Origin of the sequence: Corallococcus exiguus (assembly GCF_009909105.1) — a bacterium.
In the GTDB taxonomy this organism is placed as follows: Bacteria; Myxococcota; Myxococcia; order Myxococcales; family Myxococcaceae; genus Corallococcus; species Corallococcus exiguus.
Window position 1 is genome coordinate 97537 of sequence record NZ_JAAAPK010000014.1, and the last position, 15854, is coordinate 113390.

Genomic DNA, 15854 nt, shown 5'->3' on the forward strand with positions numbered 1-15854 from the left:
AACTGCCTCTAGACCTTCTCGTACCGTTTACCCGGGTGCTGGACCACCAGCCCCGACAATTCCAACTCCACCAGGGCGCTCGTGAGCGCCGCGGGCGACAGCGGGCTTGCGGCGAGCACCTCGTCGAACGAACGGGGAGCCCGGTCCAACAGCCCATAGGCCCCGCGCGCTTCCGCCGACAGCGCCTCCCACCACCCACTGTCCCGCCCCGCAGGCACCGCGCGGACCGGGTGAACGCCCACCACCGCACAAATCGATTCCGCGGACGTACATGCGCGGGCCAGCCCGTCCGCCAGCAGGGCGTTGCAGCCCGCCGCGGCCGGCTGCCAGACGTCCCCGGGCAGGGCGAACACCGGCCGGCCCTGCACCCGCGCCGCCTCCGCCGTGTACAGGGCCCCGGAACCCTCCCCCGCCCGCATCACCAGCACCGCATCCGACGCGCCAGCGATGAGCCGGTTGCGCCGGGGGAAGGTCGTCGTGCTCGCTCGGACTCCCGGCGGCAGCTCGCTGAAGTACACCCCTCCCCGCTCGAGGAAGTGGGGCAGCATCCGGGCCTGGGCGGGGTCCAACGCGTCCAGCGCGGAGCCCAGGAAGGCCCACGTCTCCGCCCCCACATCCAGCGCGCCCCAGTGGCAGGCCCGGTCCACGCCCTCCGCCGCGCCCGACACCACCCCCACCCCGGCCTCCGCCACCTTCCGGGCGAAGGAGCGCGCGAACGGCAGGAAGCCCTGATCCGGATGGCGGCTGCCCACCATCGCCAGCCTGCGGCGGGGCGGCCCCGGGTTGCCCAGGAAGAACAGCAGCGGGGGCGCGTCCTCCAGCCCCACCATCCGGGCGGGATAGGCTGGCGAGCCCGCGAAGGCCACCTGGAGCCCCGTCCGGGCACAGGCCTCTTCCGTCCGGGACGCCAGGGCGTCCAGCGATGCGACGGCGGCCAGCCGCTGGCGGACGGTCGCGGGCACCGGCACGTCCGCCACCCAGTCCCGCACGGGCGTGGACGCGAGCCGGGACAGCGCCCCACCGGCGAACGCGCGCACAGCGTCCAACGTCCGGGGCCCCAGGCCAGCAATGGCCCAGAGCGCCAGGGTGGCGCGCTGCTCGTCCCAGTGTAGGTGCGTATCCGTGTTTGTGTCCGCCATGCCGTCCCCGCCTGTTTCCCACCTATATAGAGGTGGTCCCGGGAGGGGCGTGACACATAACACCGGTTCTTCGAGGGTCAAGCGACCCGCCCTTCCCGGGCGGGTCGGAATGCAGCATTCCTGCCGATCGCCGGCTTGGGTCAGCGGCTGGCGGTGGGCGTTCCGTCCTTGCGCATGGTGGCGCGGTCGCCGGCGGAGATCTCCACCATGGACCGGGTCATCAGGCAGTTGGAGGTGCGCTCACGCACTTCGGTGACCATGCACTGGGCCACGGCCTCCCAGGGGTAGGCCTTCTGCTCCTTGCCCGCGTCGCCCATCTTGTAGTCGCTGCGGCCGAGCACGTCCTTGCTGGGGTCGCCGCGGCGCTCGATGGTGAACGTGTTGCCCACCTGGACGCCGTCCGCGGTGCCGCGGTCCACGACGATGAAGTTGTGCTCGCCCAGCAGCGTCTGGCCCGGCGTCATCGGCGTGAGCACGAAGCCGGGGATCTCCTTGCTGTTGGGCTTGGGGGCGATGCGCTCCGACAGCTTCTCGCTGGAGGGGCCCACCAGGTCGCCACGGGCGATGGGGTCCCACGTCTCCATGATGCGCGCGGTGACCACGTCGTTGTTGATGGAGACGACCTGCACCGTGCCCAGGAGCTCCGTGAGGTAGCCCGTGCGCGCGTTGGACACCGGGTGCTTCACCTCTTCCACGGTGTGGAAGATGACGTAGCGGTCGCCAATCTTGGCGGACCCGCGCTTCTTGAAGCGCAGGTAGACCTTCTCCGGGGCGGAGAGCATCAGCGCCTCGGAGGTCGAGCCCTCGATGCGGCCCGCCTCGTCCAGCTCGCGCGTCGTCACGAAGCCCTTGGTCGTCACCGGGCTGGAAGCGGACGGGTCGAAGCCGATCTTCCCTACCACCGACACCAGGCGGCCGCCGCTCACGTCCGTGGGCGCCGCCACGTCGTCGGAGGGCAGGTCACCGGCCTCCACGCGCGAGGGCACCTCCTCGCCGCCGGGGAAGAACTTCACGTTGTTGCCCGGGTAGATCCAGTGCGGGTTGGCGATCTGCGGGTTGTAGGACCAGACCTTGGGCCAGTACCAGGGGCTGCCCAGGTAGCGCTGGGACAGGTCCCACAGCGTGTCGCCCGTCTCCACCGTGTGCACCTGACCGGGCGCGCTCTCACGGCCCTGCGCGGCGCCGGGCGGGAGCGTGACGGAGGTGGGGCGCTGCTCCACGTCGTCGGAGATGTCCTGCCCTTCCGTCTCGGAGGACGACTGGGATTCATCCTCCTGCGCGTCCTGGGCGAAAGCCGTCCATGCCGGCGCGACGGTGAGGGGCACGAGCAGGGAGGCGAGGATCCGGGAGCGCATCGGACGACTTCCTTTCACAAAAAGGGCTTACGGCGAGAGCGCGGCGAGCCGCTGCTCCGCCTGCGTGGCGGCGGCCGTCCCCGGGAACTGGGTGACGACGCGGGTATAGAGGGCTCGGGCATCCACGGCCTGGTTCAGCCGCACCCGGCACTCCGCGAGCCGGAGCATGCCGTCCTGGACGGCATCCCCGGCGGGGTAGTTCTTGATGAGCTTCTCGAACGTCTTGGCCGCGCCGGTCGCGTCCTTGAGCCCCATCTGGCCCAGGCCGCTGAAGTACAGGGCGTTGTCGGCGCGAGGGTGGCGCGGGTTCTCCGCCGCGAAGCGCGTGAGCGTCTCCACGCCGCCTTCCACGTTGCCGGTGCGCAGCATGGCCACCGCGCGCTCGTACTCGGCGTCGAGGATGTCCGGATCCTTCTCCGGCGGCTCCATGCGGGTGGCCGTGGTGGAGGCCATCGAGCCTCCCAGGCTGACCGAGCCCGTCCCCGACGAGCCCTCCACCGGGGAGATGAACATCTCCATCTGGTCGGTGTCCGGCTCCATCACCGCCACCGCCGTGTTGATGCGCGGCGCGGGTTCCTTCTTCGGCTTGAGCCGGACCACCGTCAGCTCCGCCGGCGCCAGACCCAGCGGCTCGCCTACTTCCGGCGAGGCGGCCTCCGGCTTCGCGCTCGCGGGGGCCTTCGGGGACGACGCGGCGGGGGCCGGGGCGGCGGCGCGGGCGCGCGAGACGGCGTCGCGGTTCTCCAGCCGCTCCAGGCGCTCGATCAGCGACGACTGGGCCGCGCGCAGCGTGCGCACCTCAGCCTCCAGCCGGCCCACTTCCGTCTGCGAAGCAGCGGTGGTGGCACAGGCGGTCGGCGCGGACAGCGCGACGGCGGCAAACAGGCGGAAGAGGAAGGGACGCACCGGCACGAGCCTGGACGGAGGGAATTCCAGGTCGAGGATAGGAAGGCCGGTCGGAGACCGTCAAGAAAACGACCCCGGCGGGCCTCTGCTAGAAGCGGTGCAGCACGAAGTTGAGGTGCCGCCCTGTGCGCCCCGCGTCCCGGCGGTGGGAGAAGAACCGCTCTGGATCACACGCCGTACAGGCCTGTAGCACGTCCACCTGCTCCGGCTTCAGGCCCGCCTTTGTGAGGGACGACTTCACCGCGAGTGGAAGATCCAGGTGCGGCCTGGCTCCCGCGCGGACGACGTCCGGACCAAAGCGTGCGCGGAAGCGGTCGCCCAGCTCCGGGGAGACCTCGTAGCAGCACGCCTGGATGCAGGGGCCCACCGCCGCGAGCAGGTCCTCCGGCCGGCTGCCCCGGGCCACCAGCGCCTCCACCGTGCGGGCGCTGATCTCCAGGTCCGTGCCCTTCCATCCGGAGTGCACCGCCGCCACGCGCCGGGCTCGCGGATCCACGATCAGCACCGGCACGCAGTCCGCGGTGCCCACCGCCACCCAGCTGCCCTCCCCTTCCGTCCACAGCGCGTCCGCCTCACCCAGCGTGGGGCGCAGCACGTCGTCGGCTTCGCCGCGAGCCTCCAGCACCGTGTCGCCGTGCACCTGCGACACCCGGCAGAGCGAGCCCAGACGCGCGCCCGCGGCCTGGGCCAGCCGGCGGTGGTTCTCCTCCACGTGGGGACGCTCGTCGCCCACGGAGAAGCCCAGGTTGAGGGACGCGTAGGGCCCCTCGGACACCCCACCCGCGCGCGTGGCGAAGCCGTGGGGCACCGGCAGCAGCGCGGAGGTGAGGAACACGGTCGGGGTCATGGGCGGAACTCCTCTTTCCGGACGCGGTCTTCGGGACTACCGCCACCGTGCCACGGGTACAGCCCGTGAAAACAGGAACATGCCGAGGAACAACACCCCCATTTCAATATTTCGACACCAGTACGTTTGACAGGGCGTGTCATGCCCCTGACAATTTTGAACACTCCGTCACTCGCGGACAGAACGCGAGTGCACGAAGCACACTGCGCCCCGCACATGGCCCTCGGTTCCGAGACGATTGGCAGGAAGCTCTTGTGGAGCATCGCGCTGCCCGGGTTGGTGGTGGCGCTCCTGGGCGTGGGGCACTTCTCGCGCGAAGCCCGGCAGGCGGTGCGTGAAGGCACGCACCTGGAGGCGCTCGCGTTGGCGGAGGCCGTCGCCTCCACCTTCACGCTGCCGCAGGCGCCGGGCGCGGCACCGCATGGCGCGGTCGCGGACGTGCTGTCGTCGGACACGCGGCTGTTCCGCTCCGTGGAGGACCTGCGGGTCCTGACGCCGGACGGGCGCATCCGGTGGAGCAGGCGGCCGGCCGAGCAGGGCCATCCGCACCCGGAGGCCGCGCGGCTGTCCGCGACGGGGCCGGAGACGGCGCGCTCCAGCGACCACGGCACGGAGGTGGTGCGGCCCCTGGGCGGTCCTGAGTGCTCCGGCTGTCACACCGGCGAGGCCGCGCAGCGCATGGGCGTGCTTCAGGTGCGCATGGGCGAGCCCGCGCTGACCCGCCAGCTCCAGACGGTGTTCCAGGACGCGCTGGGCGCGATGGTGCTCTTCGTGGGCATCCTGGGGCTCGTCACGTGGCTGTCCCTGCGCTTCGTGCTCACCGCGCCGCTCAAGCGGCTGAGCGAGGCCATGGGCCGCGCGGCCGACGGCGACCTGCTGGTGCGCGCGGAGGCCCGGAGCACGGACGAGATTTCCCGGCTGGGCGCGGCCTTCAACCAGATGCTCGCGCGGCTCACCTCCATGAAGGTGGAGGAGATCGACACGCACCGCGACCTGCAGCTGGTGAAGGAGAAGCTGGCGCTGAAGGACGAGCTGGAGGAGCGCCTGACGGAGCTGTCGCTGCTGTTCGACGTGGCCCGCTCGCTCAACACCACGCTGGAGCTGGACGAGCTCCTGTCGCGCATCACCCGCCTGGTGGTGGAGCGGCTGCACATCCCGGACTTCTCCATCATGCTCCTCAACGAGGAGGGCATGCTGGAGGTGAAGCACGCGTGGCCGCAGGGCCGGGGCCTGGAGGGCCACACCTTCGCCATGGGCGAGGGCGCGTGCGGCCGGGCCGCCCAGACGCGCAAGGCGGTGTACCTGCCGGACCTGACGGACAGCACCAGCATCTTCGCGCGGCGCGGGCTGCGCGGCGGCTCGGAGCACGGTTCGCTGCTGGCGGTGCCCATGGTGCACGCGGACACGCTCCTGGGCGTCATCAACTTCCAGCGCCCGGAGACGGCGAGCATCTCCGCGGAGGAGATCGAACTCTTCACCGCGGTGGCGGATCAGGCCGCGACGGCGGTGACGAACGCGCGCCTGCACGCGGAGACGGTGAAGCTCACGCTGACGGACGCGCTCACGGGCGTGCCCAACCGCCGCCACCTCTTCCAGCGGCTGGACCTGGAGCTGGCGCGGGCCCAGCGCTTCGGCGTGCCGCTGGCGCTGCTGATGGTGGACGTGGACCACTTCAAGCGGCTCAACGACCTGGCCGGACACCGCGCCGGAGACGAGACGCTGCGCCGGGTCTCCGACGTGCTCCGGACCCGCGCGCGCAAGGTGGACACGCTGGGGCGCTACGGCGGCGAGGAGTTCGTGCTGCTCTTGCCGCAGGTGTCCAAGGCCACGGCGGTGGAGGTGGCGGAGACGCTGCGCCGCGCGGTGGCGGACTCCGTCACGCTCAGCCGCCCGGGGCTGCCCGGGGGCCACGTCACGGTGTCCATCGGCGTCTCGCACTTCCCCACGGACGCGTCGGCGCAGGACATGCTGGTGGATTGCGCGGACTCGGCGCTCTATTGCAGCAAGCGCACGGGCCGCAACCGGGTGACGGCGTTCGAGCCCGGCATGGAGGTCCACCCCGGACGCGAGCGCAGCATCAGCGCGCCGCCCGCGGACGCGCCCCCCACGCCGCCCGCGCCCTCCGGCATCGCGAAGGCCTGAGCGCGGGGCGCCAGGGCGCCCTGCCCGGCGCTACCGCTGCACGAGCGTGCGGACCACGGGGAGCATCAGGTCCGCCCACTCCTCGTAGCCCACCGCGGACGGGTGGAAGCCATCCGAGCAGAAGAAGTCCGGGCGCCGGGGGATCATCTCCCGGCTGGCGGTGAAGAGGTCCACCAGGTGCAGCCCGTGCGCGCGGGCCACGGAGGCGATGGCTTCGTTGAACGGCTCGATGCGCCCTTCATACAGCGCGCTGGGCACCATCTTCGCCACCGGCGCGAGCGCCATGTCCGCCAGGTTCACCACCACCATGGACGCGCCGGTCTGCTTCAGCCGCCGGGCGATGCGGTCCAGGTCATCCTGGAACTCCGCCACCTCGGTGCCGCGCCAGATGTCGTTGGTGCCCACGCCCAGGGTGATGAGCGTGGGCTGCAACGCGATGACGCGCTTGAGGGCGTTGTTGACGATGTCGCGCACACGCGCACCGCTCTGCCCCAGGTTGCTATGGCCCACGGGCAGGCCGTCCTTGCGGAGGCGGGAGGCGAGCCGGTCGGGATATCCCCCGCCCTGCGACGCCCCCACCCCCACCGCCGTGCTGTCACCCAACGAGACGTAGTTGACGCTCATCCCCAGCTCAAGGAACGGTCAGCGCGCGCAGCAGGCGTCCGCCGCCAGGGCCGGCCACGCGCAAGAGCAGCGTGCTGCCCTTGGGCGCGGCGCGGATGGCCGCGGCCAGCTCCTTCGCGCTGGCGATGGGCTTCTTGTTCGCCTCCACCACCAGCATGCCCGGCGTCAGCTGCGCGCGGTCCGCGGGCGAGCCCGGGACGATGTCGGTGATGAGCGCGCCGGCGCGCTCGGTGAAGCCCGCCTGGGACGCCGTGCGGGCATCCAGGTCCTGCAGGGACACGCCCACGCGGCGTGAGCTGTCCTGCTCGTCGGTGGCCCCCGGCTTCTTCTTGGACAGGCCCTCCAGGTCCGGCCGGGTGCCCATGGTCACCTTGACGTCCTGCTTCTTGCCGTCGCGGTAGAGGGACAGCGTCGCGACGGTGTTGGGCTTCTTGAGCGCCACGGTACGGGTGAGGTCGCTGTCGGAGCGCACCTGCTTGCCGTCCACGGCCACCACCACGTCGTCCGGCTTGAGCCCGGCCTTCGCCGCCGGGGAGTCGGGGGTGATCTGCGTGAGGATGGCGCCCTCGCTCACCGACAGCTTCAGCGCCTGGCCCAGCTCGCGCGTGAGGGGCTGGATGCCCACGCCCAGCCAGCCGCGCGTGACGGCGCCCTCCTTCTCCAGCTGAGGCAGCAGCGCCTTGATGAGGTTGCTGGGCACGGAGAAGCCGATGCCCGTGCCGCCGCCGACGATGGCGGTGTTGATGCCCACCACCTCGCCCTTCATGTTGAAGAGCGGGCCACCGGAGTTGCCAGGGTTGATGGCCGCGTCCGTCTGCAGGAAGTCGTCGTACACGCTGGCGCCAATCTCCCGGGCACGAGCGGACAGGATGCCCACGCTCACACTGGAGGCCAGACCGAACGGGTTGCCGATGGCCAGCACCCAGTCACCCACGCGCACGGCGTCGGAGTCCCCCAGCTTCACGGTGGGGAGCTGATCCACCTTCTCCTTGATCTTCACCACGGCCACGTCGGTGAGCGGGTCGCGGCCCACCACCTCGCCCGAGAACGAACGGCCGTCGTCCAGGCGGATGGTGATGGTGACCGCGTCCTCGATGACGTGGTTGTTGGTGAGCACCAGGCCCTTGGGGTCGATGATGAAGCCGGACCCGGCGCCCTGGCGGATCTGCTCGCGCTCGCTGCGTCCGCCGCCGCGGCCCCGCCCGTTGCCTCCGAAGAAGCGGTCGAAGAGCGGGTTGTCCTCCATGCCTTCCGGCACTTCCGGACGGGCCTGCACGTCCACGTTCACCACGGCGGACTTCACCGACTCCACCAGGGGCGCCAGCGAGGCCAGCGACTGGGCCTCACGCGTGGCGGGCTGGAGGTTGCCGGCCTGACCGGAGGCCGCCTGCTGCGTCTTGGGCGCGGCCGGCTGCTGGGGTGCGGGAGCCTGCGCGAGGGCGAGCGTGGGCGACGCCAACACCAGCACGGCGGCCACGAGCTTGCGACGGGACGAAGGGAGCGTGTGGGTCATGGATTTCCTCAACCTAAAGCGGAAACGAAGCCCCGCAACCGGAACGACCGTGTCCGGTGACGGAAGGTGAACCCCCAACCCGGCCGCCTGTTCCCGAGCCGCTCAACCGGGCCGGTAGACGCGGTAATCCAGCTCGGGGAACAGGTTGTTGCGTCCTTCGACGTGGGACAGCCAGGACTCGTCGATGGTTCCGGCGCGCACCTGGTCGTGCAGGCGCAGGAAGCGCTGCAGGTGCTCCTTCGTGCGGCGCACGGCGTAGTCCACCATGGTGCCGGTCTTCATGATGAAGGCCCAGTCGGAGGCCTGCGCCAGCAGCAGCTCGCGAGCGGCCTGGTTCAGCGCCCGGCGCATGAGGGACGACGCGTCCGGGAAGTCCCGGGCCAGCTCCACCATCTGCCGCGCGGCGTGGTTCAGGTGCCGGTAGATCCAGTCGTTGGTCCCATCCAGCCACATGTTCGCGTAGCCGCCCGCGCCCCAGGACGACAGGGGCGGCGTGGCCACCTGGTTCTCAGGGTGCTCGCGCAGGTCGTCCAGCGGGCTGATGAGTTGGAAGCGGCTGGGGTTGCGCGCGGCCTGGCGGATGAGGGCGTCGATGAAGTGGGGACCCTCGAACCACCAGTGGCCGAAGAGCTCCGCGTCATAGGGCGCGACGACCACGGGCTTGCGGCCGCCCATGCGCGACGCGAGGTATTCGAACTGGCGCTCGCGGTTGAAGAGGAAGTTGCCCGCGTGGACCCAGGCGCGCTCGCGAGCTGCGGCCGGGTCGTAGGGCTGCTTGTCGTTCGTCTTGCCGGTGATGCGGAAGTACTTGAAGCCGGTGTTCTTGCGGTCGCCGGTGGGCTGGATGAAGGGCCGGACGTAGTCCAGGTCCAGGTCCCAGCCGATGTCCCGGTAGAACTCGCGGTAGACGGGGTCGCCGGGGTAGCCGTGCTCGGTGCTCCAGACCTGCTGGCTGCTCTCCGGGTCGCGCGCGAAGGCGGCCACGCCGGGCTCGGTGAAGATGGGCGCGTACGGGCCGTGCAGCGGGCGGGGCGTGGCGTCCGTGAGCGCGTGCGTGTCCGCGAAGAAGTAGCGGATGCGCTCGGCGGAGAGGATGCGCTCCAGGCCCGGGTAGTAGCCGCACTCGGCCAGCCAGATGCCGGCGGGGTCTCGGCCGAAGTTCTGGCGGTAGTGGTTCGCCGCCACCGTCACCTGCGCGCGAACTGCTTCCGGCGTCTGCTGCATGAGCGGCAGGAAGCCGTGGGTCGCGTTGCAGGTGAGGATGTCCAGGTGGCCGGAGTCCTGGAGCCTGCGGAACGCGGCCACCAGGTCGCGCCGGTAGTGGTTGTGGTACGCGAGCCGCAGCGATTCGAAGTGGTCGCGGTGGAAGACGGCCAGCGGGTGGAAGGTGGGGTCGTCCCGGGTGCGGTGAACCTCGCGGGCGCCCAGCTCGCAGAGCGAATCCAGCCGCCGGGCGTAGCGCTCCCGCAGCAGGTCGTCGTTGAGCATCGACACGAGCGTGGGCGAGAGCGTCATCGTCACCCGGAAGGGGACGTGGTCCTCGACCAGTCTGTCGAACACGCGCAAGAGCGGCAGGTACGTCTCGGAGATGGCTTCGTAGAGCCAGTCCTCCTCGAGGAAGTCTTCGTACTCGGGGTGGCGAACGAACGGCAGGTGCGCGTGAAGGACCAGCGCGAGGGAGCCCAGGCTCATAGGTCGGTCGGAGAGGCCGTGCGGGTTCACTTCCGTCCACGGCGCGAGGGCCGGGACTTGGAGGACTTGGAGCCCGAGGGCTTGGGCTCCGGTGGTTTCTGGGCCGCCTTCGCGGGCGGGGACTTCGCGGCGTCCGCCTTGGGAGCCACGGCGCTCGAAGCCGCCGGGGTCTCCACCTTCGGGGCCGGAGCCTCGACTTGCGCGGGCGCAGTGCGCGGAGCCTCGGCCTTCGCGGGCGAGGGGCTCGCGGAAACGGAGGCCACTGCGGCCCGTCGCGCGGCCTCGCGGGCCTTGTCGAGGGCACGCTGTTCGGACGCGGAAGGACCGCGCGCCACGCTCAAGGCCCACGGGTCCTTGGGAGGCTCCGGCTCCGTGGGCCGCCACGAATCCGTGGTGGCCGCGCCGTGCGTCGATGGGCCGGACGGGAACGAACCCTCGGCGCCCACTGGAGACGATGTCGACGAGAGGTCCCGTGCTTCGAGCAGGTCACCCCGTGAGGTCGGGGACTCCGGAGACCAGGCATCCGAGCGCCCGGCCGCACCAGGCTGATCCGATGCGCCCGTCGCACGATCCGCGGACAGGTAGCGCTGATCCGATGCGCCCACCGCCCGAGGCACGGTGAGGTATTGCTGATCCGACGCGCCCGTGGCGCGATCCACGGACAGGTAGCGCTGATCCGAAGCGCCCGCCGCACGCGACACGGTGAGGTACTGCTGGTCCGAAGCCCCTGCGGCACGAGGCACGCTCAAGTACTGCTGGTCCGACGCACCCGCGGCGCGAGGCACGGTCAGATACCGCTGATCCGAAGCGCCCGCGGCACGAGGCACGGTGAGGTACTGCTGGTCCGAAGTCCCCGGCGCACGCTGCACGCCCTGGGTCCCCTGCCCTCCCGCCACGTACCGCTGGTCCGAAGCGCCGGGTGCACGCGGCACGTCCAGATAGCGGTACTCCGAAACGCCGCCCGGCAGCAGCACCTGACCGTGGCGCTGATCCGAAGCGCCCGTCGCGCGCGGCACCTCCAGATACGGAGTGCCCACCACGTCTCCACCGTACCGCTGATCCGAAGCACCCGGAGCGCGCGGCACCTCCAGGTACGAAGGACCCGCGACGTCTCCACCGTAGCGCTGGTCCGAAGCACCCGGAGCCCGCTCCACGTCCAGGTAGCGCTGATCCGACGCCCCGGGAGCGCGAGACGGGGCCAGCACCGCGCCCTCACCGAGCGTCGCCTCCCCCACGCGCGCATACTGCTGGTCGGACGCCCCCGGCGCACGCGGCGCGCTCTCCAGATACGCCTCTTCCGCGTAGCGCTGATCCGAAGCCCCAGGGACGCGCGGCGCATCGACATAAGTCTCGGTGCGCTCACGGTGGACCTCCGGCACGTCCGCCAACCCGGCGCTCCCCGGCAGCTGCACCCGGCGCCAGGTGACGTACTCGCGCTCCTCCACCCGAGGGACGCGCACGGACGCCGCGGTGGGGACGGCTTCGCGCGACCGGTCCACCACCGGTGGAGGCGGCATGCGCAGGAACCGGATGGACGTGTCCGCCGACGGCCCCGCGGGCGGCAGCGTGGCCCGATTGGACGAATGTCCAATGCGGCGCGACCGGCCATCCGAACCGACGAAGTGCGCCTCCACCCGGTACGTTCGCCCGGGCGTCATGCCCTGCAGATAGAAGCTGCGCGACTCCAGCGCGAAGTCCACCTCGCGCGACACGCCCTCGCCGTCGAACACCTTCATCACCGCGCGCGGCGCCGGCAGGTCGTCCAGCGCCCGGCTCCGGCTCGCGTCGCTGAAGTCCCAGAAGACGAAGAGCGTGTGCGGATCCCTCGCGAGCAGCACCATCGCGTCGTCCTGGTAGTCCAGGGGCAGCATGGCCAGGTGCTCGTTCCGCTCGGGCGACGCGTCCGCCGGAGGAAGACGCGGCGCCTGCTCCTCCAGAAGGTGATGGCGGCGCGCCTCCTTCTCCCCCGCCATCTTCGTCACGAAGAACCCCTCCACCAGGGGCTCGGCGGCGTGCGGCGGCTCGCTCGCGGGCGCGGGCGGCGCGGCGGCGGGCTGTTCTGCCTTGGGAGAACTCGACGGGCGCGGCGTGGGCGCTTCCGGCGACAGGGACACCGTGTCCTCGTCTTCCGGGTCGCGGCGCGCCTTCTCGCGGGCGGGGAACGTCACCACGCGCGCGGGCCGCGTCTTGGGGCCACCGCTGGGCTCCGTGATGGGCTCCTCGGAAAGTTCTCGTGCCTGCGGCGCGGCGGCACTTTCGGGCGAAGGCAGGGGCATGGACTCGGGGGTCGGCCCCTTGGCGGAGCGGGAATCCGCAGGGCCGGAATCCAGCGTCCGCTCCTCGCCGCCCACGTCACCGGAGCCGCGCCGGGACGTCGCCAGGCCGGCCATGCGCGCGAGCCGCCCCAGGGCGGGAATGCGCTCGGCCAGCGAGGTGACCAGCTCCCGCCCGCGGGACGCGCCAGCTCCCTCCCGGAGGTATTTCCGGGCCAGCTGCCGCAGGTAGCTCACGGTGACGCCCTTCCGCTCATCCATGGACACCTCGCCTCGTTATGACGCGGCATACAGGGGGTCAACGCATCCGTCACGGGATGTGTTGTTCCGCCGACCCCCTTCATCTTCCGTCACGACCGATGACACCTCACCCCTGTCCAAGTATCCTGCGACCGCTTGAGCGACCTGCCCAGACTTCTCCTGTGCAGCTTTGACGTCATCCCCGGCCCGTCTGGCTCCTCACGCCGACTGACCGAGTATCTGAAGGCGTTGCCTGATCGCTTCTCCGTGGTGGTGCTGTCGGCGAAGACGCCCGACCACTCCCATATCGAGAAGTACCAGGGCGCCCGGCTGCTCCGCGTCCCGGTAGGCTCAGGGGACCTGGCGTCGCGCATCCAGTCCTTTGAACGGGCCGTTCGCCGCCAGCTCGAAAGCGAGGACTACGCCCTCGCCCACTTCACGGACCCCTTCGGCGGGTACGCGTTGTGCGAGCTGAAGGCGGACTACGGCTACCGCCTCATCTATGAGGCGCAGACGTTCCCCTCACAGGAGCTGCGCTACACCCATCCGCAGACGGACGGCGACCGCCGCTTCCTGTCGAAGATCCGCCGCCAGGAGCTGTTCTGCCTGATGAACGCGGACCTCGTCGTCACCGGATCGCAGACGACGCGCGCGTTCATCCAGGGGCTGGGCGCGGCGGAGGACCAGCTCCGGACGATTCGCGCGCCGGTGGACCTGAAGCCGTACGACCCGGAGGTGCTCGGCGCCCCGGACGGTTCGCCCCTCCGGATGATGTACCTGGGCAGCCACGTGGGCTGGCAGGGCCTGCCCACCCTCCTGCGCGCCACGGCGCTCGCGGCCCAGCAGGTGGACGTGCGCCTGACGCTGGTGGGCGCGCACCATCCGGACTGGAAGCCGCACCTGGAGGACCTGGTCAACGACCTGGGTATCAAGGAGAAGGTCGACTTCCAGCCGCCCGTCGTGCATGACGACCTGGTCAAGGTGCTGGCGCTGGCGGACGTGGGCGTGCTGCCGCTGGACGACTCGGAGCGCAACCGGCTCCAGGGCGGACCGCTGGCCAAGGTCTCTGAGTACCTGGCCGCCGGCCGGCCGGTCATCGCCGCGGACCTGCCCGTCACCCGCGAGCTGATTCCGAAGGAGGCGGCCGTCTTCTTCCCTCCGGGCGACGCCCGCGCCCTCTCCGAGCGCATCCTGGACCTTGCGCGCGACGTGCCCCGCCGAGTCGCGCTGGGCAAGGCCGGACGCGCTTTCGCGGAGAAGGTGCTGGACGCGGGCCTCATCCGGGGCCAGCTGCTGGACCTCTACGACTCGCTGCTGGAGAAGCGCGGCCACGTCCCGGTCGAAGCCGCCAGCGAACCGCCCGACGTCACGATGACGGGCACGCCCACGAACCGGCTCGCGAGCCTGGGCATGCCGGAAGCGTCCCAGCCCGCGGTCGCGGCCAGGCAGCCCGCGAAGCCCGCGGCCCAGGCCGCTTCCGACGAAGCCGCCCCGCCCCCCGCGAAGGATGGCGCGGAGGACGCGCCCGTGGTGATGGGCATGGCCCTGGACGACGGGATGGACACCCGGCTCGTCAAGACCGAGCCGGACATGCGGCCGGACGAAGTGCCCATGGTCATGGGCCTGCCGCTGCGCGAGTCCGCAAAGGCCGCTCCGGCCCCCGCGAGCAAGGAAGCCACGCCGCCTCCGGAGCCCGCGGCCGCGCCCAAGACGACCGACGACACCGCGAAGAAAGAGGAGCCGGAACCGCTGGGAGGCCGTGGCTCGGAGCCGGCTCCGCCCACGGAGATGGTGACAAGTCCCCTGGTGAAGGCCCTCGGCTTGAAGGATGCCAGCGGGGACGACGCCGGGGATTCGGATGCGGAGGCCCGCGCCTCCGAGGATGGCTCCTCCGGAGCGACGGCGGTCGTGCGCCGGCCGGTGGAAGTGGAAGAAGACGACACGAGCACGCCGGCCCCCACGCCCGTCGTGCGCAGGCCAGCCTCCGAGGAAGAAGAACGCGCCCCCACGCCCATCGTGCGCAGGCCAGCCTCCGAGGAAGAGGCCCCCGCGCCCACGCCCATCGTGCGCAGGCCGGCCTCCGAGGAGGAAGAACGCGCCCCCACGCCCATCGTGCGCAGGCCGGCCTCCGAGGAAGAGGCCCCCGCGCCCACGCCTGTCGTGCGTCGGCCCCTGCCGGAAGACGAGCCGCCGGCGGCCACGCCCATCGTGCGCCGCCCCACCTCCCTCACGGAGGACGAGGAGCGCGCGCCCACGCCCGTCGTGCGCCGGGCCGGAGTGATGCGTGAGGAGGAAGAGGTCCCCGCGCCCACGCCCATCGTGCCCATGCGCTCGTTGCTGACCGGAGCGCGGAGCACGAACGCCGGCCGTGCGCAGCGGCCGCAGGACTCCGCTCCCTCTGAACCCCCGCGTCTCTTCCCAAGTCCCTCACCCATGGCCGACGCGGACAAACCGCCCATCCGTGGCGGCCTCGCCGCGGATCCAGGCCGGCCCGCCTCCCGCCCCCCGGTGCTCGCGGAGTCAGACAAGCCGCCCATCCGCGGAGGCTCCGTCTCCGACGCGGACCGCCCGCCGCAGCTGCCGCCCCGCGCCACCGCGCCGCCTCCCGTTCCTCGCCAGGGACCGCCGCCCCGGCTGATCCCCACGCCGCCCGTGCTGAAGCCCGCCACGGCCGCGTCACCGGACGATGAGCCGGAGGAGATCGCCGCCGACGAGGCCCTGTCCCTGGACGACGACGCCGGGCACACGCCCTCCAACGCCAGCGCGGCGCTGGCCGAGGCGGAGGAGATCAACGACGACGAGGTCCACGACGCGGACTCGCTCGACGTGGAGGCCGCGGACGCAGAGGACCCAGGGCCTCCGCCCGCGCCGCCCGACTCCACCCTCAACCCGTGGTTCGCTCAGCTCGCGCACGGGTACTGCCCTCCGGAGGGCGCTCGCTTCACCCGGCCCACCCCGCCCACCAACTTCCCCGGGCGGGATCCGGAAGCAGGCGTGCCCCCCGAGTCGGTCCCCCCTGTCGGCCAGGGGGCGGTTCGCGGCAAGAACTCGTGAGGCAGCCGACCGAGCACTGCTCGGAAACTTCCCAAGCCTTGTGCCCGCCCGATAGGATGTGGCGGTTTT

Annotated in this window: 10 protein-coding genes; 2 read left to right on the plus strand and 8 right to left on the minus strand. The window is 71.5% G+C overall.

Going from position 1 to position 15854, the window contains the following annotated elements:
• Positions 1-8: 8 nt before the first annotated feature.
• The 4 genes from GTZ93_RS37400 to pgeF all read right to left on the minus strand — a co-directional run bounded on the left by GTZ93_RS37400 (position 9) and on the right by pgeF (position 4247).
• Entirely contained in the window at positions 9-1139 is a 1131-nt protein-coding gene (locus GTZ93_RS37400; RefSeq protein ID WP_161663293.1) for a DNA-processing protein DprA, read from the minus strand.
• A gap of 140 nt (positions 1140-1279) precedes the next feature.
• On the minus strand, positions 1280-2494 hold the full coding sequence (locus GTZ93_RS37405) for a LysM peptidoglycan-binding domain-containing protein (protein WP_120575581.1): 1215 nt from the start codon (positions 2492-2494) through the stop codon (positions 1280-1282).
• A gap of 27 nt (positions 2495-2521) precedes the next feature.
• A complete protein-coding gene (locus GTZ93_RS37410) occupies positions 2522-3406 on the minus strand; it encodes a tetratricopeptide repeat protein (protein ID WP_161663294.1) in 885 nt (294 codons plus the stop codon).
• A gap of 82 nt (positions 3407-3488) precedes the next feature.
• Positions 3489-4247: a peptidoglycan editing factor PgeF gene (gene pgeF / locus GTZ93_RS37415; RefSeq protein WP_121756027.1), complete on the minus strand. Its 759-nt coding sequence runs from the start codon at positions 4245-4247 to the stop codon at positions 3489-3491.
• 216 nt (positions 4248-4463) lie between these two features.
• On the opposite strand from pgeF, the gene GTZ93_RS37420 reads away from it, so the two are divergent.
• Positions 4464-6389 (plus strand): GGDEF domain-containing protein, encoded by a 1926-nt coding sequence (locus GTZ93_RS37420; protein WP_139923852.1) that lies wholly within the window; start codon positions 4464-4466, stop codon positions 6387-6389.
• A 30-nt stretch (positions 6390-6419) separates the two neighbouring features.
• Here GTZ93_RS37420 and GTZ93_RS37425 read toward each other — a convergent pair whose 3' ends face one another.
• The 4 genes from GTZ93_RS37425 to GTZ93_RS37440 form a co-directional block, all read right to left on the minus strand.
• Positions 6420-7013, minus strand: coding sequence for an SGNH/GDSL hydrolase family protein (locus GTZ93_RS37425; protein WP_161663295.1), 594 nt, complete (start codon positions 7011-7013; stop codon positions 6420-6422).
• Positions 7014-7020: 7 nt separating this feature from the next.
• Positions 7021-8526, minus strand: coding sequence for a trypsin-like peptidase domain-containing protein (locus GTZ93_RS37430; RefSeq protein ID WP_139922896.1), 1506 nt, complete (start codon positions 8524-8526; stop codon positions 7021-7023).
• A gap of 102 nt (positions 8527-8628) precedes the next feature.
• A complete protein-coding gene (locus GTZ93_RS37435) occupies positions 8629-10218 on the minus strand; it encodes a glycoside hydrolase family 57 protein (protein WP_139922894.1) in 1590 nt (529 codons plus the stop codon).
• Positions 10219-10244: 26 nt separating this feature from the next.
• Positions 10245-12752 carry a DUF4912 domain-containing protein gene (locus tag GTZ93_RS37440; RefSeq protein WP_139922892.1) on the minus strand — a complete coding sequence of 836 codons (2508 nt, stop codon included), beginning with the start codon at positions 12750-12752 and terminating at the stop codon, positions 10245-10247.
• Between the two features lie 135 nt (positions 12753-12887).
• On the opposite strand from GTZ93_RS37440, the gene GTZ93_RS37445 reads away from it, so the two are divergent.
• Positions 12888-15785 carry a glycosyltransferase family 4 protein gene (locus tag GTZ93_RS37445; RefSeq protein ID WP_161663296.1) on the plus strand — a complete coding sequence of 966 codons (2898 nt, stop codon included), beginning with the start codon at positions 12888-12890 and terminating at the stop codon, positions 15783-15785.
• Positions 15786-15854 lie beyond the last annotated feature (69 nt).